This window comes from Sphingobium agri (assembly GCF_023051225.1).
GTDB lineage: Bacteria > Pseudomonadota > Alphaproteobacteria > Sphingomonadales > Sphingomonadaceae > Sphingobium > Sphingobium agri.
Window position 1 is genome coordinate 96,045 of sequence record NZ_JALKHS010000011.1, and the last position, 20,248, is coordinate 116,292.

Annotated in this window: 25 protein-coding genes; 13 read left to right on the forward strand and 12 right to left on the reverse strand. The window is 63.7% G+C overall.

Annotation, left to right across the window (positions count from 1 at the left end; genetic code table 11):
- Positions 1-36 precede the first annotated feature (36 nt).
- A complete protein-coding gene (locus tag MU848_RS14140) occupies positions 37-852 on the reverse strand; it encodes an NmrA family NAD(P)-binding protein (protein ID WP_247233554.1) in 816 nt (271 codons plus the stop codon).
- An 80-nt stretch (positions 853-932) separates the two neighbouring features.
- Positions 933-2,102: a 4-hydroxybenzoate 3-monooxygenase gene (pobA, locus tag MU848_RS14145; RefSeq protein WP_247233556.1), complete on the reverse strand. Its 1,170-nt coding sequence runs from the start codon at positions 2,100-2,102 to the stop codon at positions 933-935.
- Positions 2,103-2,215: 113 nt separating this feature from the next.
- On the opposite strand from pobA, the gene MU848_RS14150 reads away from it, so the two are divergent.
- Genes MU848_RS14150 through MU848_RS14160 form a run of 3 tightly spaced genes read left to right on the forward strand, consistent with a single transcriptional unit; the run spans position 2,216 to position 3,511 of the window.
- Positions 2,216-3,094, forward strand: a complete 879-nt coding sequence (locus tag MU848_RS14150; RefSeq protein ID WP_247233558.1) for a helix-turn-helix domain-containing protein — start codon at positions 2,216-2,218, stop codon at positions 3,092-3,094.
- The gene (locus tag MU848_RS14155; RefSeq protein ID WP_247233561.1) at positions 3,091-3,294 is read left to right on the forward strand and encodes a hypothetical protein; all 204 of its coding nucleotides are present in this window, start codon (positions 3,091-3,093) and stop codon (positions 3,292-3,294) included. The genes MU848_RS14150 and MU848_RS14155 overlap by 4 nt, the downstream gene beginning before the upstream one ends.
- Positions 3,284-3,511, forward strand: coding sequence for a hypothetical protein (locus tag MU848_RS14160; RefSeq protein WP_247233562.1), 228 nt, complete (start codon positions 3,284-3,286; stop codon positions 3,509-3,511). The genes MU848_RS14155 and MU848_RS14160 overlap by 11 nt, the downstream gene beginning before the upstream one ends.
- 70 nt (positions 3,512-3,581) lie before the next feature.
- Here the strand turns inward: MU848_RS14160 and MU848_RS14165 are convergent, their stop codons facing one another.
- From MU848_RS14165 to MU848_RS14195, 7 genes are all read right to left on the reverse strand, one after another.
- Positions 3,582-4,520, reverse strand: a complete 939-nt coding sequence (locus MU848_RS14165) for a Gfo/Idh/MocA family oxidoreductase (RefSeq protein ID WP_247233564.1) — start codon at positions 4,518-4,520, stop codon at positions 3,582-3,584.
- A 42-nt stretch (positions 4,521-4,562) separates the two neighbouring features.
- Positions 4,563-4,925 (reverse strand): hypothetical protein, encoded by a 363-nt coding sequence (locus tag MU848_RS14170; protein ID WP_247233566.1) that lies wholly within the window; start codon positions 4,923-4,925, stop codon positions 4,563-4,565.
- Between the two features lie 21 nt (positions 4,926-4,946).
- Complete coding sequence (locus MU848_RS14175) at positions 4,947-5,795, reverse strand: class III extradiol dioxygenase subunit beta (protein ID WP_247233568.1); 849 nt, start codon at positions 5,793-5,795, stop codon at positions 4,947-4,949.
- Positions 5,795-6,199 carry a protocatechuate 4,5-dioxygenase subunit alpha gene (ligA, locus tag MU848_RS14180; RefSeq protein WP_247233570.1) on the reverse strand — a complete coding sequence of 135 codons (405 nt, stop codon included), beginning with the start codon at positions 6,197-6,199 and terminating at the stop codon, positions 5,795-5,797. Before ligA ends, MU848_RS14175 begins: the two co-directional genes overlap by 1 nt.
- 106 nt (positions 6,200-6,305) lie before the next feature.
- The gene (locus MU848_RS14185; protein WP_247233572.1) at positions 6,306-7,331 is read right to left on the reverse strand and encodes an amidohydrolase family protein; all 1,026 of its coding nucleotides are present in this window, start codon (positions 7,329-7,331) and stop codon (positions 6,306-6,308) included.
- A gap of 333 nt (positions 7,332-7,664) precedes the next feature.
- Positions 7,665-8,573: an NAD(P)-dependent oxidoreductase gene (locus tag MU848_RS14190; protein ID WP_247233813.1), complete on the reverse strand. Its 909-nt coding sequence runs from the start codon at positions 8,571-8,573 to the stop codon at positions 7,665-7,667.
- A 64-nt stretch (positions 8,574-8,637) separates the two neighbouring features.
- On the reverse strand, positions 8,638-9,789 hold the full coding sequence (locus MU848_RS14195) for a LysR family transcriptional regulator (RefSeq protein ID WP_247233815.1): 1,152 nt from the start codon (positions 9,787-9,789) through the stop codon (positions 8,638-8,640).
- 103 nt (positions 9,790-9,892) lie between these two features.
- Here MU848_RS14195 and ligK point away from each other — a divergent pair, with 103 nt between their 5' ends.
- Genes ligK through MU848_RS14210 form a run of 3 tightly spaced genes read left to right on the forward strand, consistent with a single transcriptional unit; the run spans position 9,893 to position 12,502 of the window.
- The gene (gene ligK / locus MU848_RS14200) at positions 9,893-10,567 is read left to right on the forward strand and encodes a 4-carboxy-4-hydroxy-2-oxoadipate aldolase/oxaloacetate decarboxylase (RefSeq protein ID WP_247233574.1); all 675 of its coding nucleotides are present in this window, start codon (positions 9,893-9,895) and stop codon (positions 10,565-10,567) included.
- Entirely contained in the window at positions 10,560-11,615 is a 1,056-nt protein-coding gene (locus MU848_RS14205) for a 4-oxalomesaconate tautomerase (protein WP_247233575.1), read from the forward strand. The genes ligK and MU848_RS14205 overlap by 8 nt, the downstream gene beginning before the upstream one ends.
- Positions 11,612-12,502: an amidohydrolase family protein gene (locus MU848_RS14210; protein ID WP_247233577.1), complete on the forward strand. Its 891-nt coding sequence runs from the start codon at positions 11,612-11,614 to the stop codon at positions 12,500-12,502. Before MU848_RS14205 ends, MU848_RS14210 begins: the two co-directional genes overlap by 4 nt.
- A 17-nt stretch (positions 12,503-12,519) precedes the next feature.
- Here MU848_RS14210 and MU848_RS14215 read toward each other — a convergent pair whose 3' ends face one another.
- Positions 12,520-12,717 carry a hypothetical protein gene (locus MU848_RS14215; protein ID WP_247233579.1) on the reverse strand — a complete coding sequence of 66 codons (198 nt, stop codon included), beginning with the start codon at positions 12,715-12,717 and terminating at the stop codon, positions 12,520-12,522.
- Between the two features lie 130 nt (positions 12,718-12,847).
- On the opposite strand from MU848_RS14215, the gene MU848_RS14220 reads away from it, so the two are divergent.
- From MU848_RS14220 to MU848_RS14245, 6 genes are all read left to right on the forward strand, one after another.
- The gene (locus MU848_RS14220) at positions 12,848-13,402 is read left to right on the forward strand and encodes a hypothetical protein (protein WP_247233580.1); all 555 of its coding nucleotides are present in this window, start codon (positions 12,848-12,850) and stop codon (positions 13,400-13,402) included.
- A 104-nt stretch (positions 13,403-13,506) separates the two neighbouring features.
- Entirely contained in the window at positions 13,507-13,680 is a 174-nt protein-coding gene (locus MU848_RS14225) for a hypothetical protein (protein ID WP_176502327.1), read from the forward strand.
- Positions 13,681-14,041: 361 nt separating this feature from the next.
- Positions 14,042-14,566 (forward strand): septal ring lytic transglycosylase RlpA family protein, encoded by a 525-nt coding sequence (locus MU848_RS14230; RefSeq protein WP_247233582.1) that lies wholly within the window; start codon positions 14,042-14,044, stop codon positions 14,564-14,566.
- Positions 14,567-14,659: 93 nt separating this feature from the next.
- Complete coding sequence (modA, locus tag MU848_RS14235; protein ID WP_247233584.1) at positions 14,660-15,421, forward strand: molybdate ABC transporter substrate-binding protein; 762 nt, start codon at positions 14,660-14,662, stop codon at positions 15,419-15,421.
- A 38-nt stretch (positions 15,422-15,459) separates the two neighbouring features.
- The gene (gene modB, locus MU848_RS14240; RefSeq protein WP_247233817.1) at positions 15,460-16,125 is read left to right on the forward strand and encodes a molybdate ABC transporter permease subunit; all 666 of its coding nucleotides are present in this window, start codon (positions 15,460-15,462) and stop codon (positions 16,123-16,125) included.
- Positions 16,115-16,750: an ATP-binding cassette domain-containing protein gene (locus tag MU848_RS14245; RefSeq protein WP_247233586.1), complete on the forward strand. Its 636-nt coding sequence runs from the start codon at positions 16,115-16,117 to the stop codon at positions 16,748-16,750. The genes modB and MU848_RS14245 overlap by 11 nt, the downstream gene beginning before the upstream one ends.
- On the opposite strand, the gene MU848_RS14250 is transcribed toward MU848_RS14245, so the two are convergent.
- Together MU848_RS14250 and MU848_RS14255 are read right to left on the reverse strand one after the other, a co-directional pair.
- Entirely contained in the window at positions 16,731-18,101 is a 1,371-nt protein-coding gene (locus tag MU848_RS14250; protein WP_247233588.1) for an ATP-binding protein, read from the reverse strand. The two genes, MU848_RS14245 and MU848_RS14250, sit on opposite strands and share 20 nt — an antisense overlap.
- The gene (locus tag MU848_RS14255) at positions 18,098-18,832 is read right to left on the reverse strand and encodes a response regulator (RefSeq protein ID WP_247233591.1); all 735 of its coding nucleotides are present in this window, start codon (positions 18,830-18,832) and stop codon (positions 18,098-18,100) included. The genes MU848_RS14250 and MU848_RS14255 overlap by 4 nt, the downstream gene beginning before the upstream one ends.
- A 327-nt stretch (positions 18,833-19,159) precedes the next feature.
- On the opposite strand from MU848_RS14255, the gene MU848_RS14260 reads away from it, so the two are divergent.
- On the forward strand, positions 19,160-20,239 hold the full coding sequence (locus MU848_RS14260) for an efflux RND transporter periplasmic adaptor subunit (RefSeq protein WP_247233819.1): 1,080 nt from the start codon (positions 19,160-19,162) through the stop codon (positions 20,237-20,239).
- Positions 20,240-20,248: the final 9 nt, after the last annotated feature.

The following is a 20,248-nucleotide window of genomic DNA, read 5'->3' on the forward strand; positions in this document are numbered from 1 at the left end:
CGTAACTCGTTTGAAGGACCAGAGCCGCGAGCTTAATCAAACCGCCCAAACGCCACTCGCCGCTGCATCCCGCGCATAATCTGCAAACCGCCGCGGCTTCCGTCCCAGCACCCGCTCGACGTCATCGGTCAAATAGGCAAGCTTGCCATTCGCGATACCGGAATAGGTATAGGCATATTCCTCGGGCAACCCGCTCGCCACTATGCCCTCGCGATAGGCATCCAGGCTGATCGGGACAAAGCTGATCTTCCGCCCCGTTGCTTTTGAAAGCGCCCTCGCAGCCTCCTCAAAGCCCAACAGCTCAGGGCCGGTCAGCTCATAAATCTGCCCGGCATGCCGCCCGTCCAACAAAGCCGCCACCGCCACGGCGGCGACATCTTCGACATCGATGAACGGCTCTGTCGCTTCTCCCACGGGCAAAACCAGTTCGCCCGCCAACACGCCGTCGACAAAGAACATCTCGGAAAAATTCTGCATGAACCAGGCCGGGCGCAGGATCGTCCAATCAGCCCCGCTGGCCCTGAACCCAGCCTCGACCGTATCCATGAAGCCTTCATCGGCGCGCCCGGACAGCAGCACCTGCCGCTTCGCGCCGCCATCCCGCGCCACCTTCGCCAACCGACCAATCTGCGCGCCCGCGTCAGGATGCGTGTTGTCGGGATGGGCGATATAGACGCCGTCCACTCCGTCCAGCAGGGGTTGCCAGCTAGCCTCTTCCTCCCAGACGAAAGGCGACTCCGCCTGCCGCGACCCGATGCGGACCTCATGACCCAGCCCCGTCAGCCGATCCGCCACGCGGCGGCCCGTCTTACCGGTCGCGCCGATGACGGCAATGGTCGATTTCTGGCTCATTCCTGTCCCCTTGTCCAACATCAGCTCAGCAGAGCCGCTGGTCTTTTGGATGGGGATACTCTGTCCAAGCCAACCCCGCGTCACAAGGGCAGTCCCACATAATTCTCCGCGATCGCCGTCTGCGCCGCTTCCGACGATGCGATATAATCCAGCTCGGCGATCTGCATCCGCCGGTCGAACGCATCATTGTCCGGAAAGCGGTGCATCAGCCGCGTCAGCTGCCAGGAAAAGCGCTCCGCTTTCCAGATGCGCGCCAACGCTCGCCGCGAATAGCCCGCCACCGCGTCGCCATCGCGCCGCCGGAACCATCCGGTCAGCGCTTCCGACAGGTAGAACACATCGGACGCCGCCAGGTTGAGGCCCTTCGCCCCAGTCGGCGGCACGATATGGGCGCTGTCCCCTGCCAGCATCAACCGTCCATGCCGCATCGGTTCGAAAACGAACGACCGCAGCGGGGCAATCGATTTTTCCAGCGCCGGGCCGCGCACGATCTGCGCCGCTGCTTGCGGGCCAAGCCTTGTCGCCAGCTCATCCCACAACCGATCGTCCGGCCAATCCTCGATCCGCTCGTCCAGCGGCACCTGGATATAATAGCGGCTGCGCTGCTCCGACCGCATCGACGCCAGCGCGAAGCCGCGTTCATGATTGGCGTAGATCAGCTCATGCTCGCATGGCGGCACATCGGCCAATATGCCGAGCCATCCGAAGGGATAGATTTTCTCGTAAGCCGTCGCGACGCCCGCCGGGATCGCCCGCCGCGAGGGCCCATGAAATCCATCGCAGCCGCAGATGAACTCCGCGTCGATCCGCTCCAGTCGCCCGCCCTTCCTGTAGGTGAGATAAGGCGCATCGCTTTCCACCTCGTGCAATGCGACGTCGCCAGCCTCATAGACGATCTCCAGCCCACGGTCCGCCGCCGCCTCCATCAGGTCGCGGGTCAATTCGGTCTGGCCATAGACCACGACCTGCCGCCCGGTGAGCGCTCCGATGTCGATGCGGATCAGCCGCTCGCCATCCGCCAGGTGAAATCCGTCATGCGGCAACCCCTCGCGATGCATCCGCTCGCCCAGGCCCAGCCGGTCCATCAAATCCGTTGTGGTCCGTTCAAGCACCCCAGCGCGGATGCGCCCCAGCACATAGTCCGGGGATGCCCGCTCCACCACGACCACGTCCAGCCCCTCTGCCCGCAGCAGATGGCCGAGCAGCAGCCCGGCAGGCCCCGCGCCGATAATGGCGACTTGCGTCTTCATGGCATCCTCTTCGCAGCTTTTCTATGCCGCGCATGATGCCCGCGATGGCGCTTGCGGGACATGGGCGAACTGGCTTATGACTTGGACGATCCAGCAGCTAATTGTGCCCAGCCATGACCGCTCCCGTTCCCAGCTTCTACCTTTATGGCGAGCCGCAGCGGAGCGTTGCGGAGGGCTTCGTCCATGTCGAGAGCCTGGACGATCGGTCCCGCCCCAGCGAATGGACGATCCAGCCGCATCTCCACCGCGATCTCAACCATATCATCCTGATCGCCGAAGGTGGCGGATCGATGCGCGCCGATGGCGACAGCGTCGCTTTCGACGCCCCTTGCCTGCTGCTGGTGCCCGCCGGGATCATCCACGGCTTTTCCTGGCACCGCGACTCCCGTGGATGGGTCGTCACCATCGCTGACAGCTACCTCCACCATCTTCTGGAGCGCGACGCCGATCTCCAGCCGCTCTTCCGCGCGCCCCGCGCAGTGGCCTTGCCGGGCGCGGCCGAAGTGGAAACCCGCATAGGCGCGCTCGCGCGGGAACTGGCCTGGGCCGGCCCCGGCCAGCGCGCCGCCGTCGACGCGTTTCTCCTCTGGCTGATGGTCCAGGCACTGCGCCACGCCACCCTCTCCGCCTCCGGCGCCAGCAGCAGCGGCCGCCAGGCCCGCCTCGTCGCTCGCCTGCGTGAGCGGATCGAACAGCGCTTCCGGCATCGCGAGCCTGTTGCCCATCACGCCCGCGCGCTTGGCGTCAGCGAAACCGCGCTGCGCCACGCCTGCGCCCGTGCGGCAGGCCTCTCCCCCGCGGCCATGCTGGACGAACGCGCCCTGCTTGAAGCCCGCCGCCTGCTACTCTATTCCAACCTTTCCGTCGCGGAAGTCGGCTATGCGGTGGGATTCGACGATCCCGCCTATTTCTCCCGCTTCTTCGCCCGCCACACCGGCCGCTCGCCGCGCGGCTGGCGCGCCGCCAGGGGACAGGCTATCAGCCCGTCATGAGCGAGGATATCCGCCACATTCTCGATCGCCTGCGCACGCCGCCCGGCAACCCCGTCGCCCGCGCCCGTCGCATAGTGGAGGCCTATGTGCCGGAAGATCGCCGAGGCCCCGGCTGGGACCGGCACTGGCGCGAGCTGGAAGCCTATATCGAACTGCCCGGCCGCTGGATCGGCGGAGAGAAAGCCGAAGATGACGTCTGACAAGATCATCGACCTGCTGGTCGCACGCCTCGTCCGCGACCATGGCCGCAGCAAGCATCACTGGCGCAAGGTGCTGGGCGCCGTCCGCCTCTACAGCCGCGACACCCATCCCCATTGCAACTGGACGGTCACGCCCACCGGCACCAGCCATGAGATCTCGGTGATCGAGAGCCTGATGGACGACCTGCGCATGCGGCATCCACTGCTAACCGCCTGATCCGCCCCCGATTCGCCCTCAGCCTGTCGAGGGGGCACGCGCAGGCTGGCCCGAACAAACCAGCGTCGATTCACCCCAGCTGTTTCTCCAGCTCCCCCAGCACCCGATAGCAGTCGAACACCTTCACCACGCTGGAGTTCGGCTCCCGCCTCTCGCGAATGGCGCTTACAAATTCCCGGTCCTGCAACTCGATCCCGTTCATCGACACGTCCACCTTCGACACATCGATCGGCTCTTCCTTGCCGTTCACCAGGTCGTCATAGCGCGCGATATAGGTGCCCGTGTCGCCGATATAGCGGAAGAAGGTGCCCAGCGGCCCGTCATTGTTGAAGCTCAGCGACAGAGTACAGATCGCGCCGCTCTCGCTCTTCAGCTGGATCGACATGTCCATCGCGATTCCCAATTCGGGATGGATCGGCCCCTGCATCGCATGTGCGTCCACGATCCGCCCCGCCTGATAGGCGAACAGGTCCACCGTATGCGCCGCATGGTGCCACAGCAGATGGTCCGTCCACGACCGCGGCTCGCCTTTGGCATTGATGTTCTTGCGGCGGAAAAAATAGGTCTGGACGTCCATCTGCTGGACGTTGAACGCGCCAGCCTTCACCTGTTGATGCACCCATTGGTGGCTCGGGTTGAACCGCCGCGTATGCCCGACCATGCAGGTCAGCCCCGTCTCCTGGCTCTTGGCCAGCACCGCCTGCGCATCGGCCCAGCTGTCAGCGAGCGGTATCTCGACCTGCACATGCTTGCCCGCATCCATGCAGGCGATCGCCTGTTCCGCATGCATCTGCGTCGGCGTGCACAGGATCACCGCGTCCACATCATCGCGCGCCAGCGTGTCGGCCAGGTCGGTGGTCGCATGACCGATGCCATATTTCGCGGCAACCGCCTGCGTCGGCGCCAATTCACGCCCCACCAGCGACGTGACGGTCACGCCGTCGATATTCTTCAGGCCATCCAGATGCTTTTCACCAAAAGCTCCCGCACCAGCCAGCGCGATCCTCATAACTCACTCCTCATCGTCCTGGCTGCGCGAGCTGGCGCCCTGCTATCGCTGCATCAGCGTGCGCATCACCGTCATGAAATTCTGATATGTCTGTCCGACGTTGGCGGCGGACTGACCATATGCCGGGTCTTGCCGGTTGATATCGACCACCGGCCAGTCCGCCTGGTGCAGCGCTGTCGCCGTCCGGAACCTGCTGAAAGCATCCCTGAACCGGCGGCTGTCCTCATCGCACAGGTTCAACTGAGCGTCCGCCTGGCACAATCGGTTGATCTGCTCCTGCAACATTCGTCGCCTCTGCAGATATTCCTTTTCCCAACCGGCCTCCGCACCAGTCGACAAGACCGCCAGTTGCTTATGCACCTGTTCCAGCTTGGCCAGTGCATCCTCGATATCAGCGCGACCCATGACCCATCCCCTCGATCCTTGTTATGAATCGTCGGGCCTCAACACCAGATGCCCGACGGCCGTATTGGATGCGGGAACATGGTAATGACGATGGAGCGGCGTGACCTTCCTGCCCAGCGCACCGCGCATGATCAGCCACATCACCATCTCGATCCCCTCCGATCCGGTTTCCCGTAGATATTCGATATGGGGGATCGCGCGCAACTTTCCGTCATCTTCGGCGCTCAGCAGGTCCAGGAAGCGATTGTCCCACTCCGCATTGATCAGCCCAGCGCGCGGCCCCTGCAACTGGTGGCTCATGCCCCCCGTGCCCCAGATCTGCACGTTCAGGTCCTCGCCATAGCTTTCCACCGCCCGCGCAATCGCCTCGCCCAGCATCCAGCACCGGTTGCCGGAAGGCGGCGGGTAAGTGACGACATTGACCGCCAGCGGAATGACCTTCACCGGCCATTTGTCAGGCTGATTGAACAGCAGGCTCATCGGCACGGTCAGCCCATGATCGACATCCATTTCGTTGATGATGGTCATGTCGAACTCGTCCAGGATCAGGCTCTGCGCGATATGCCAGGCTAGGTCGGCATGCCCTTCCACATCGGGCACCGGACGCGGTCCCCAACCTTCATCGCAAATGCCGTAGCGGTCTGCACAACCGATCGCGAAGGTCGGGATGATCTTCATGTCGAAAGCGGACGCATGGTCGTTATAGACCAATATCACGACATCCGGCTTTTCCTGGGCGATCCATTGGCGCGACCATTCATATCCGGCGAACAGAGGCGCCCAATAGGGCTCGCCCACTTTCCCATTGTCCATCGCCGCGCCGATCGCGGGCACGTGGCTGGTCCCCACACCAGCGGTAATGCGGGCCATCAACGTTTCTCCCTGATCGAACGCTGGCCCTCGGGTGATCGCCCCCCGGCGATCATCATGGCCTGATAGTCTTCGGTGCTCATGCCCGTCATCGTGCCGACCGCCTGCAAGAAGGACATGCCGTCGGTCGAAAATACCTTGGCCAGGAAATAAATATTGCCGCCCAGGTCCAGGCAGCGATTATAGTCGCGGTCAAGGATCGCCTGCCGCTGCTCCTCCGTCATCGGCCATTCGTTCAGATAGGCACGCTCGTCCGCCTTCCACCGTTCGCGATTGTCCGCCTTCATCAGGCTCATCGCGAACTGGTTCATCCAATATCCCTGCCGCGCGCGCCTGCCGGTATAGACGCGCGTGCCGGGGATATCGTCGAATTCAGCCAGATATTCATGAATATCAACGCTCATCGGCGGTTCTCCAGACAAATGGAAAATCCATCTCCCGCCCCGTCCTTCCACAGCAAGGACGGGAGATGGAACACCCCCCACAGGGATAAATGGGGGGTGCGGAAACTCACAGCCCGCGCGCCTTCAACTGCACGTCCAGGCGCGGGAAGACGCGGCGGGCATTGCCCTCGAATATCGCGTGCCTTTCCGCATCGCTGATATCCAGCGCGTCGACATAGCGCTTGGTATCATCGAAATAATGGCCAGTCGTCGGATCGATCCCGCGCACCGCGCCGACCATTTCCGATCCGAACAGGATATTCTTGTTGTCGATCACATCGGCCAGCAGGTCGATGCCCGGCTGATGATAGACGCAAGTGTCGAAAAAGATGTTGTTCATCAAATGCATGTCGAGGCTCGGCTTTTTCAGCATGTCCGCCAGCCCACGATAGCGTCCCCAATGATAGGGCACCGCCCCCCCGCCATGCGGAATGATGAAGCGCAGCGTCGGGAAATCCTTGAACAGATCGCCCTCCAGCAACTGCATGAAGGCGATCGTGTCCGCCGCGATATAATAGCCGCCGGTCGCATGCATCGCCGGGTTGCAACTGCCCGACACATGGATCATCGCCGGAACGTCCAGCTCGACCATCTTCTCGTAAAAGGGATACCAGTAACGATCAGTCAGCGGCGGATGCTGGAAATGCCCGCCGCCGGGATCAGGATTAAGGTTGCATCCGATAAAGCCCAGCTGCGTGACGCAGCGTTCCAGTTCGGCGATGCTGTTGCTCATGTCGGCCTTGGGCGACTGCGGCAACATGCACACACCGGCGAACGTCTCAGGATACAGGCCCACCACCCGCGCGATGAGGTCATTGCACCGCATCGCCCACTCCCGGGCGACCTCCGCATCCCCGACATGCGGCGCCATGGCCGAAGCCCGCGGCGAAAAGATCGTCAGGTCCGCGCCCCGCTCCTTGATCAGGCGCAACTGGTTGGACTCGATCGTGTCGCGAATTTCATCATCACTGATGTTCGGATAAGGCGGCGCAACGACGCCCGCCTTGAACGCCGCCTTCTGCTCCTCCCGCCAGGCATCATGCCCCTTGGGGAGCACGGTATAATGACCATGGCAGTCGATAATCAGGCTCATTGCGTTCCTACCCTCATCCTTCTCACACCACCCATCCTTACCGTCATCCCAGCGAACGCTGGGATCTCAGGCGGCACGGCGCACCGCCAGCCCAACCCTCAACCCGCCCCTGCGAACCCATTCGAACGAAACGAGTGGCTCGTGAGAGCCCAGCTCAAACGGCAGGCCTAGGCTCCTGCCTTCGCAGGAGCACATCACTCAAAACCGCTCACTCTCTCCCCCGTTCGAGCTGAGCTTGTCGAAGCCCACTCCTTCTCCCCGTCCAAGTCTCGATCAAAGCGCAGACACGCCCACACAACCCATCATGCCAACGGAAGCTGGCTTCTCCCTCCACTAAGCAACAACCTCACCCGAAGAGATCCCAGCTTCCGCTGGGATGACGGGACAGTTGATAACCGCAACCTTCCCCGCCAACCCCTTCGGCACAATCTTCACCCCCAAAGCCCCGATCTCCCGCTGCCGCTCCACCGTTCCGCGCGTCATCGCAGCGCCGGTTCCAAGCGCCTCAAGCGTCTTCACCACCTCTTCCATCTCGGCCGCCCGGCGCAGTCCATGCTCCAGCATCCGTTCCAGATTATACTCCGCCCGCTCGCCCCATGGCCGCGCCTTCTCGCTCGCATCCAGCGACGCCAGCACTTCGTCCCGCACGCCCGCAGCCTCCGCCGCCAGCACGCATTCGGCGGTCAGCGCCTCGATACCCTTCACCATTACGGACCGGATCATCTTGATCGACGAGGCACGCCCCACTGCTTCACCCACGACCCGCATGTTGGCAAAGCCAAGCGCGACAAGCCGGGCCGCCGCCTCATCCGCATGGCCACCGCTCAGCAGCAACGGCACCGACAACCGCGCCGGATTGACCGGAGCCATGACGGCAACGTCAACATAATGGCCGCCCGCCGCCTCTATCGCGCGCGCCGCTTCCTGCTTGGTCTGCGGCGCGACGCTGTTCATGTCGCAATAAATGGCCCCGGGCGCGATGCACTCCGCCGCTGCTTCAGCCACGGCCAATGCCTGATCCGCCGTCACCAGTGAAATGACCAATTCCACGCCCGACAGCGCATCTTCCAGGAAGCGAGCGCCCGGCACATGAGCCCGGGCATAGGCCGCGATCATCGCGTCGCGCGCCGCCGCATCGTCGGTCTTGCAGTCGAACACATGCGCCCGCGCGGCCCAGCCCCCCGCCAATGCAAAGGTTGACCCCGCCTCGCCAAATCCGATCAGACCGACTTCCTGCTCCATGGGGAAAGCCATCGCTCATCGAAATCCCTGCGGCCAATCGAATCCATGTCCTCCCCATAAGTTTTTACGAACTTATGACGCCGGTCTCTCGCTCGATCACGTCCATGAAACATTGCTGCAAGCGCGTCGGCCGCCAATCCGCCCTGGTCGTCAGCCCGATCGTGCGGCTGATCGCGCCGGGCGCAGGGCCGATGTCGATCACCATGCCCGCGCTCAACTCCAGCGCCAGTTGATCCAGCGACAGCATCGTCAGATAATCGCCATTCACCAGCAGTTCGCGGATCGTCATTACCGACCCGCATTCGATCGGCACCGCAGGCAGGCCACCACCCAGCGCCTCCACCATTCGCCGCCACAAATGCCGCAGCGGCGTGCCTTCCGGCGGCAATATCCACGGGTAATGCCGCAGCGCATCCGCGTCCCATCCTCTCGCCAGCGGGTGCCCTGCGCGGGCCATGATCGTCGGCCGGTCCTCGAACAGGGGCTTTTGCACCAGATCCTGCCCCATCGGCGCGTCGCGCAGCGCGCCGATCATCATGTCCACTTCGCCGTCCCGCAGCGGCCCCACCAGTTCGGCATGCGACCCTTCATGGACGCTGATATGCACGTGCGGAAACTCCCGCCGAAACCGGCTGATCACCCGGGGCAACAGCCGCGCGCGCGACAGCGGCATCGCCCCCACCACGACGCGCCCGCTCTCCTGCCCTTTCAACGCCTCTATCTCTTCCATCCCGGATCGCAATTCCGCCAGCGCCAGCCTCAACCGCCGTGCCAGCGCCGCCCCCGCGCTGGTCAGCGTCACCCCTCGCCCGCGCCGCTCGGCCAGCCTGTACCCCATGACCAGCCCCAGGTCCCCGACCGCCCGGTGCAGCGACGGCTCGGTAACGCCTGCCTCCCCTGCGGCCGCCGCATAGCTGCCCGCCCGGGCCAGCGCGACGAAGGCCCGGATCTGCGCCGCCGTCGCCCGGTTGCTGCCGATCAGCCGAAGGGCCGCCTCCAGCCGGGGAGCGAGCCTTGCCGCTGCCGCCGTGGGCGTCATGCCGCCCGGATGCCGCTCGAACAAAGGCAGGCCCAGTTGCGCTTCCAGCTTGGCGATCCCCTGCGTCACCGCAGGCTGCGTCAAATTCACCGCCCGCGCGGCCAGGCTGACGCTCCCATGCGCGACCACGGCGGCGGCGGCGGACAGGTGCCGGATATTGAACTGATCGGGCTGCATCATGTACACTTAGCAAAAACTAATGCCCACCGCACAGATCAAATTTGTTCAATCCGCTTTTTCTCGCCAATTCCTTCTTGCTTTCGCCAAAGGAACAAACCGCATGTCCGGCATCGTCGTCCAGAATATCGACCGGGCGGATCTTTCCATCATCGACGCCCTCGCCCATTGCGGCGTCGCCACCGTCCACGAATCCCAGGGCCGCACCGGACTCCTTGCTCCCTACATGCGCCCCATCTATCCCGGCGCCCGCATCGCGGGGAGCGCGGTCACCATCTCCGCTCCTCCCGGCGACAACTGGATGATCCACGTCGCGATCGAACAATTGCGCGAAGGCGACATCCTCCTCCTCGCGCCGACCAGCCCCTGCACCGACGGCTATTTCGGCGACCTGCTCGCCACCTCAGCGCAGGCGCGCGGCTGCCGCGGCCTTGTCATCGACGCAGGCGTGCGCGACATCCGCGACCTCACGCAAATGAACTTCCCCGTCTGGTCAAAGGCGGTCCACGCCCAGGGTACGATCAAGGCGACGCTCGGCAGCGTGAACGTCCCGGTCGTCTGCGCGAACGCCCTCGTCAACCCAGGCGACATCATCATCGCCGACGATGACGGCGTCTGCATCGTCCCGCGCGCGAACGCCGCCGCTGTCCTCGAAAAAGCGCAGGCCCGCGAAGCCGCCGAAGAAGCCAAGCGCCAGCGCCTCGCCGCGGGAGAACTCGGTCTGGACATTTACAACATGCGTCCCCGGCTCGAAGAAATGGGCCTCAAATATGTCTGACTCCGCCCGCGTCATGTGGATGCGCGGCGGCACGTCGAAGGGCGGCTATTTCCTCGCCGGGGACCTCCCCGCCGATACCGCCGCCCGCGACAGCTTCCTCCTGCGCATCATGGGCTCACCCGACCCGCGCCAGATCGACGGCATGGGCGGCGCCGACCCGCTGGCCAGCAAGGTTGCCATCGTCAAGAAGTCAGCGCGGCCCGGCGCCGATGTCGACTATCTCTTTCTCCAGGTCTTCGTGGACCAGGCCATCGTTACCGACGCCCAGAATTGCGGCAACATCCTCGCTGGCGTCGGCCCCTTCGCCATCGAACGCGGCCTTGTGGAAGCGCAGGACGGCGAAACCCGCGTCGCCATCTACATGGAAAATACCGGCCAGACCGCGATCGCGACCGTGCAAACGCCGGGCGGCATCGTCCGATATGACGGCAGCGCCAAGATCGACGGCGTTCCGGGCACCGCTGCCCCGGTGCCGCTGGAATTCCGCGACACCGCCGGCTCTTCCTGCGGCGCATTGCTTCCGACCGGCAACGTCTTCGATGATGTCGATGGGGTTCGCGTCACCTTGATCGACAACGGCATGCCCTGCGTCGTCATAAAGGCGCAGGATGTCGGCATCAGCGGCTATGAGGATCGCGAAACTCTGGATCAGGACGCCGCGCTGAAAGCCCGCATCGAAAAGATCCGCCTCGCCGTCGGCGAGCGCATGAACCTGGGTGACGTGAAGGAAAAGTCCGTCCCCAAGATGATGCTGGTAGCACCGCCACGCGACGGCGGCGCAATCACCGTGCGCAGTTTCATTCCCCACCGCGCTCATGCGTCGATCGGCGTACTCGGTGCGGTCAGCGTCGCCACCGCCTGCCTTCTTCCCGGCTCCCCCGCCGCTGATCTGGCCGCCGTCCCGGACGGCGAGCGAAAGGTCATTTCGGTCGAGCATCCCAGCGGCGAAACCACATGCGTCATGGAAGTCGACGAAGAAGGCAGCGTGATCAGCGCGGCCATGCTCCGCACGGCACGCAAGTTGATGGATGGAGAGATTTTCGGGTGAGCGAACGCATCATCAGCTGGACGACCGACCCCTCCGTTCCCCAATTCACGCCTCCCCCCGGCGCGGTGGATGCGCATTGTCACGTCTTTGGGCCCATGGCTCAATTCCCGTTCAGCCCGAAGGCGAAATATTTTCCCCAGGATGCCGGGCCGGACAAGCTCTTCGCCCTGCGCGACCAACTCGGCTTTTCCCGCAATGTCATCGTGCAGGCCAGTTGCCATGGCACGGACAATGGCGCGACGCTGCACGCCATCGCCCAGTCGGAAGGCAAGGCGCGCGGGGTCGCCGTCGTCAACCCGGCGATCAGCGACCGCGAGCTTGAGACGCTGCACCAAGGCGGCATCCGCGGCGTCCGCTTCAACTTCCTCAAGCGCCTGGTCGATGACGCGCCCAAGGATCGGTTCCTCGAAATCGCCCGCCGCATACAACCGCTGGGCTGGCATGTGGTGATCTATTTCGAAGCCGACATATTAGGGGAATTGCGGCCTTTCATCGATGCGATCCCGACCTTGGTGGTCGTAGATCATATGGGCCGCCCCGATATCTCCCAGGGCCCGGCGGGGCGCGACATGATGGCCTTCCGCGCCCTGTTGGACAGCCGCGACGATATCTGGACCAAGGTTACCTGTCCCGACCGGCTTGATCCGAAAGGTCCACCCTGGAACGACTTCGCTCGCTGCGTAGCGCCGTTGGTCGCGGACTATCAGGACCGTGTCCTATGGGGCACGGATTGGCCTCACCCGAACATGGAGAAGGCGATTCCCGACGATGGCGAATTGGTCGACATGATCCCCCGCATCGCACCTTCGGCCGAACTTCAGCGCAAGTTGCTGGTCGACAACCCGATGCGCCTCTATTGGCCGGAAGAAGCTACGATCAGCGATTGACCGAAGAGAGCCGCGCCTCAGCTTCCAGCTTGCGTATTCACCGGCGGCGCGAGCGGATTGGCGTCATCGACCTCGCCTTTCTCGATCTTTTCCTCAGCCTCGCCGCTTTGATGATCGCTCCCGTCCTCGGGCGATCCCCGTTCGGGCGGCGGGATGTCGTTGCTGCCCTCTGCCGGTTCATCTGGCGATTGGCCGCGTTGCCTGTCCTGCTGCATGAAAATTTCCTCGATTGCTATCTTCGGTCCAACGCTGCGGTGGCCGCAGGTTTCCATGCGCCGAGCCTGCCGCTAACATGGATGAGCCCGTCGGCATGGCACCCCCGGCCATCAGGAGCGTTCAGCTCCAATGGCACGCGCGCTAAAGGTTTATCGCACTCCGATCGGGTTCCATGACGCCTATGTCGCGGCCCCGAGCCAAAAGGCCGCGCTCGAAGCCTGGGGCACTGACGCCAATCTTTTCGCTCGCGGGTCAGCAGAGCAGGTCACCCAGCCGGACCTGATCCGGGAGCCGATGGCGCACCCCGGCACCGTCATCAAGCGGCCACGGGGTAGCGAAGCGGAACATCTCGCCTCCCTTTCCAAATCTCAGCAGGCGCAAGGACGAAAGGCGCCCCGCAGCAAGACGCCCGCCCAAACCAGGCAGCAAGCGCATAAGCGCACCCCTCCCCCTCGCCCACGGCCCAGTCGCGATGCCCTGAACGCAGCAGAAGAGGCGCTCGCCCGGCAGGCGGTCGAGGCCAAGGCCGAACTGAAACCGCTCGAGGAGGAACAGGCCCGGCTGCGCGCGCAGATCGAAAGCCTGCGTAAAAGGCAGGAGAAAGCGAATGACCAGCTCGAACGCCGCGCCGCCGCCGAACGCCGCAAATATGATGCAGCCCTCGAACGCTGGCGCGCCTCATGACCAGTCATCTTTCAGTGGGATGTGACGGATTTTTGCCATTCCGGCACAATAGCTTGGCACCAGACGCGCTTTGCATCGTTATCCACAGTCAGGAGGGGTCTTGAATGGACACCCGTGACGACATTGTCGCAATAGGCCTTTTGACGCAGAATGATATTCAGCGGCTCGGTGACAGTTTTTCCCGCCTCTTTCCCCTACCGCGCGATGGCGCGTTCGAGGATTTGATAAAAGCGATCGACGAAGCGGATCGCGAGCGGGAGCAGCGTTCAAAACCCTGATCGCTCATCAGCATCTCATGATCACATCGCGGCAGAATTGGGCCCGGCTGTAAATCGTCGACCTTCATCATGGTCGGGGCAGCCGGGCCCGGTTCCGCAAGCTTGGGGGTATCTTGCGGACGCCGCAGGCTCCCCGAGCACCAGCGACTGAGGGCATTGTACCGTTGAGAAGACCCGCAGGCACTGACGCTTAATGCTGCCCGGCCGACGATTAGGGACGAAGCCGCGTCTCCTTTAGGAGAATTGAACAGGAGCCGCGCTATCCCCATGGAATCGTGACTAGCTATCCGGATAGCCGCCGCGCTTGAGATCGCCTCTGCAGTGGCGTTATGACGATAAAATGTTATCTCTTCATCGTGCCATGGCCGTGCTGCCTCTGCTCCTGACCGGTTGCGCATCCTACCAACCCGTATCCGACACCCCGGTCCGCATCGGGCCTGCCTACACGGTGCGCGGCGTCACCTATGTCCCGGCCCAGCAGCCAGGCTATGACGAGGTCGGCTACGCCAGCTGGTATGGCAATGAATCCGGCAACCGGACCGCGCGGGGAGAGAAATTCCGGGCCAAGGGGATCAGCGCCGCTCACCCCACATTGCCGCTGCCCTCTTATGTCGAAGTGACTGAGCTTGGCAGTGGACGCACCCTGCTGGTCCGCATCAATGATCGCGGGCCTTTCTCACGGGGGCGGATCATCGACCTGTCTCGCGGGGCTGCCCAAGCACTGGGGATACGCGCTGCGGGCCAAAGCGCCGTGCGCGTACGCCTGGTCGATCCAAGCGAGAAAGATCGCAAGCGCTTGCGCAAGGGCAAGGCCGCCAGCGAACGGCGGCCACTGACGGGTGACGCACTTGAAGCGCAGCGCAACCGGCTTCCCCTGCCCCGCTGATCCGACCCCAGGCACGTACAACTCCAATTTCCCCATCGCCATGGCTGGGAAGCGCTGTATAGCGGCATATATATCTCCGGCTTTGGACAGCATATGCGTCGTCTCCTCTTTCTCCTTCTCATTCTGTCGGTTTTTGCAGGGCGATCCGCCGAAGCCCGTGAGCGCGGCCCTCTTGTACTGGCTGCGGCCAGCCTTCAGGAATCGTTGACCGCCGCGGCCGACGCATGGACCGCACAGGGGTATGAGAGGCCAATTCTGTCCTTCGCCGCGTCTTCGGCCTTGGCCCGGCAAATCGAAGCCGGAGCGCCCGCCGACCTGTTTCTGTCAGCCGACGAACCCTGGATGGATGCAGTCGCCAAAAAGGGGCTACTACGCCGAGGGACACGTGCCACGCTACTCACCAACAAGCTCGTCCTGATCGCGCCCGCGGGGACGATGAAAGCGATGCAAATCCGGCGCGGCTTCCCGCTCGCCCGCGCGCTCGGCAATGGCCGTTTGGCGATGGCCGACCCCGGCAGCGTTCCCGCTGGCAAATATGGCAAGGCATCGCTCACCGCTCTCGGCGTCTGGCCTGCGATAGCCGCGAAGATCGCTGCGGCGGAAAATGTGCGGGCCGCGCTCGCTATGGTGGAGCGGCGGCAGGTGCCCTTGGGCATCGTCTACGCAACCGATGCGCGCGCCAGCAAGGCGGTGAGGATCGTCGGCGTCTTTCCGGAGGCCAGTCACCCGCCGATCACCTATCCGTTAGCGCTACTCAGCCGATCGACCCACAGGGAAGCGGCTGGATTTCATCGCTTCCTTCTTTCCGCGCGCGGCAAGGCGATCTTCCGCCGCTATGGCTTCGGCACGCGGTGACGGTAGCAGCGCTCGGCCCGGAAGAATGGGAGATCGTTATGCTCTCCCTGAAGGTCAGCCTCGCGGCCATGCTCATTACCTTGCCCCTCGCGTTCGCCCTCGCCTGGGTTCTCGCGCGTTGGCGCTTTCCCGGCAAGCTTCTGCTGGATGCGGCCGTGCATCTGCCGCTGGTACTGCCCCCCGTAGTCATCGGGTGGATGTTGCTCCTGACCTTCGGGCCCGCGGGTCCAGTGGGCGGCATGTTGGAGCGCTGGCTCGGCCTGTCCGTCATGTTCCGCTGGACGGGCGCTGCCATCGCTGCGGGGATCATGGCGCTCCCGCTGATGGTCCGCGCGATCCGGCTTTCGATCGAAGCCGTCGATCACCGGTTGGAAGAAGCGGCCCAGACCCTTGGCGCCAGTCCTGCCCGGTGCTTTTTCACGATCCTCCTGCCTCTGTCGCTGCCAGGCGTCGCAGCAGCCTTCATCCTCGGCTTTGCCCGGTCGCTGGGGGAATTCGGCGCGACCATCACCTTCGTCTCCAACATCCCGGGGGAAACGCGCACCCTGTCGCTCGCCATCTATAGCGCCCTTCAGGTGCCGGGCGCGGACGCGGCCGTCTGGCGATTGGCGCTGATTTCGATCGGCCTTTCCCTGGGCGCGCTTCTCCTCTCGGAAGCTCTGGCCCGCTGGACGAGCGCAACCGGAACGCGCCATGTCCTTTGACGTCGATGTCCGCAAAACCCTTGGCGATCATGTCGTGGCCGCGCGCTTCGTGGCGTCCGACGGCATCACGCTGCTCTGGGGTCCATCTGGCGTCGGGAAAACGTCGGTCCTGAACATGATCGCGGGCTTGATGCGCCCCGATCAAGGCCATGTCAGCATCGATGGCCAAATGCTGTTCGATGACAGCGCCGCCATAAACCTTCCTCCCCACCGCCGCCGCATCGGCTATGTCTTTCAGGACGGACGTCTTTTCCCCCATCTTCGGGTGCGCGCAAACCTGCTCTATGGCCATCGCCTCGCGGCTCCGGAAAACCGGTGGATGTCATTGCAAGCGGTCATCGACTTCCTGGGCATCGAACATCTGCTCGGTCGCTGGCCCGGCACCCTGTCAGGCGGCGAGGCGCAGCGGGTCGCCATCGGCCGGGCGCTTCTGTCCGGTGCCAGGGCCCTCCTCATGGACGAGCCCCTGCCGTCGATCGACCCCGCCCGCCGGGAAGGCATCATGGACGTCATCCTGCGCATTCGCGACGAGCTTGTGCTCCCGATCGTCTATGTCACGCATAATCCAGCGGAGGCGGATCGGTTGGCGACGCGGAAGATCGAGCTTATGCCTTCATCTCGATAGTCGCGATCAAGCCCCCATCTTCGGCATTCATCAGCCGAACCGACGCATCGAAAGTCAGGGCCAGCGACCGGGCGATCGTGAGGCCAATGCCCGTTCCCGGCCGCCCCCCCGGTTGTCCTGAAGCACCACGGGTGAAAGGTTCGAACATCTGGTCGAGTTGATCCGGCGGAATGCCGGGGCCTTTGTCCCGGATGTGGATAAGGACGCGCCCGCCTCGCCGGGAGCAGCCGACCTCTGCCTCGCCGCCATATTTGATGGCGTTGCTGACCAGATTGCTGATGCACCGGCTCAGGGCATTGGGCTTCACACGAATGGTGCCCCCGCATCCGCCTGAGAACCGCAAGGGAGCGCCCAGGTCCTGCGCATCCTCAACCATGCTCTCCAGCAGGGAATCTATATCGACGACTGACCATTCCTCCTGTGTTTCCGTGCTGGCAGCCAGGTCCAACCCTTCCTTGACCAGCGTCTGCATCGCCTGATGGTCCTGCAACAGCCGCGCGCGAAGGTCGTCATTCTCGACAAGTTCGAGCCGCAGCCTCAACCGGGTGAGCGGCGTCTGCAGATCATGGCTGATCGCCGCCAGCAACTGCGTACGCTCGGCAAAACCCGCGCGGGCCCGCCTTTGCATGACATTGAATGTCGATAGCGCCGCCCGTACTTCCTCGGGACCGCTTTCGGGAATTTCCTCGGGATCGAGCGACAATGAAAAGGACTCGGCGGCATGTTTGAGCCGGCGCAAGGGCTCGGCCACGATCCGCGCCACGACGATGGCGAGGCCCGCAGAGGCGATGACGATCAGCAGCATGTAGAGCGGGTTGGCCATCATGCTTGCGGGCCGCTCCATGCGCGGCAGGTTGAGCGCCAAGGACCTTCGCGCACCTGTCCTGTCGGTGAAGCGCACGATCCAGCAGGAAGGGCGTGGCGCGTCCACGACGCCTGCCGCACCTACCGAAGGATCATAGCGTTGGCGGGGGAAGCAAAGGCCCGCGGGGACCTGACTCGCCTCCGGGTTAGATCCGCGTCCAAACCTTACCCTGAGCGCTTTGGCCAGCGCCGCGTCCGGTTCGGCTACGGCGATCCCTTCGGGCGCCAGAGCTGCACCCATGATCTGCTGGGACGCCAGCATGGCCTCCACCCTTTTGGGATCGCGTTGCAGGCGATGCGCGATGTCCTCGGCGCTCGCGACGACGCGCTGGATGCGCCAGCTTTGAAAATCCCGGCTGCGGCTATGTTCGGCGACCAGCAAGGCGAGCATCGCGGCCAGGGACATGCCGATCGTCAACAACAGGAATATGCGCCCGGTCAGCGACCGCAAAAAGCTCCGGACGCGATGCCACAGCGGCCGGATCATTCGAAGGATACCGGACTGGCAAGCACATAGCCTTCACCCCGCACCGTCAGGATGAGCTCTTCGCCCCCCGGCATCGCCGCGAGCTTCTGCCTCAACCGGCTGACCTGAAGATCGATGGACCGATCGAAGGCGGCCGTGGCGCGGCGCTCGGGGACGAGGTTCTCGCGGGAGAGCACGACATTGGGTTCATCGATGAAGCGCGACAGAAGACGGAATTCAGCGGACGACAGCATGACGAGGCGGCCATCCTCCGCGATCAACCTGCGCTGAAACAGATCAAGCCGCCAAGGCCCGAAGCTGGCCGTTCGCGCGCTCTTGTCGCGCTGCCGTTCCGGATCGTCGATTTGGGCGCGGCGAAGCAGGTTGCGTATCCTCACCAGCAATTCGCGCGGCTCGAACGGTTTGGTGAGATAGTCATCGGCCCCCAGTTCAAGCCCAAGCACCCGATCGATCGCGCTGCCGCGCGCCGACACCATGATGATGCGAACGTCGCTGCCCTGTGCACGTAATTCCCGGCACAGGTTCAGGCCATCTCCATCGGGCAGGTTGAGGTCCAGCACGATAAGGTCGGCAGAGTGCACGGCAAGCGCGTCCTGAAGCTCCGCCAGGCTACCGGCAGGCACGACATCATAATGTTCCTGCTGAAGCTGCCGGACGATCAGGTCGCGAATATCAGGGTCATCATCAACAACGATCAGGCGTGCTGGGCGGCTGTTCATCTGGTCAGGCATGGCCGCCTTCTAAGGCTTTAGGCAGGAAAAGTCTGCCCATCTCAAAGGGGCTGATACGTGCTGATACATTCCGACATATTGCGATGCACAATGGAACATCATCGGCCTTTTAATGGACCTGCCGAAGAGCGAATAGGAAGCGTCGGAGCATGGCCCGTGACGCTCGTCATCAAGGTCGGCCCGTCCTTCACCCGGCGCTCCCCCCTCCCCCTGCGCCGGGTGAAGTTCTCGCAATTGTTGATTTCCTTATTGGATTTGCCCGCCGCCATGCCGCTGCGCTTCGCTCCCTCATCATTCCCCGGCGTTCAATTGATCCTAGCACTATGCATGCTCGCGGCCGCCTGCAGCCAGAACAAGCCGCCGGAGAAGAAACAGGTCGAGGTCGGCGTGGTCACGCTCCGCGCTCAGGATGTGACCGTATCAACCGAACTTCCCGGCCGCACAGTTTCAACGATGATGTCGGAAGTACGCCCACAGGTGGCAGGTGTCGTCCAAAAGCGCCTTTTCACCGAAGGCTCATACGTCCGCGCCGGTCAGCCGCTCTATCAGATCGATCCGTCGCTCTATCGCGCGTCCCGCGACGAGGCGCAGGCCGCCCTCGCCAACGCCCAGGCTACGGCGGTTGCGGCTCAAGCCAAAGCGCGCCGCTATCAGGCTCTCGGGAAAACCGAGGCCGTAAGCGCTCAGGAACGTGACGATGTGGTCGCCGCTGCCCGGCAAGCGGGAGCGGCGATCCAGCAGGCCCGTGCTTCGCTTCAGACCGCGAACATCAACTTGCGTTTCACGGAAGTCAGGGCGCCGATCAGCGGTCGGATCGGCCGATCCTTGTTCACGCCCGGCGCGCTGGTGACTGCCAGCCAGGCGAGCCCGCTCGCCACCATCCAGCAACTCGACCCCATTTTCGTCGACATCACGCAATCGAGCGCCCAGCTGCTTGCACTCCGGCGCAGCCTGGCTGCCGGCAAGACGCTGCCGGCAAGCGCGACCATCCGTCTGAAACTGGACGATGGCAGCGAATACCCGCTCGAAGGGCGCGTCGAGTTTGCAGAGCCCATCGTGGACCCGAACAGCGGCACGATCACCCTGCGCGCGCGCTTTCCCAATCCCGACAGCCTTCTTCTTCCCGGCATGTTCGTGCGCGTCGTGGCGCCTCAAGCCGTGATCCCCGGAGGCATACTTGCGCCCCAGCAAGGCATCAGCCGTGATCCGAAGGGAAATGCCACGGCATTGATCGTCAATCGCGCGAACAAGGTCGAGCGCCGGACAGTCACCGCGGCTCAAGCCATAGGCGACAAGTGGCTGATCACCTCAGGCCTCAAGGCTGGTGAGCGGCTGATCGTCGAGGGGACCGACAAGGTAAAGCCGGGCGACACAGTCCGCGCCGCCACGATCAGCCAGGGGCGTTAGGACCTCGAA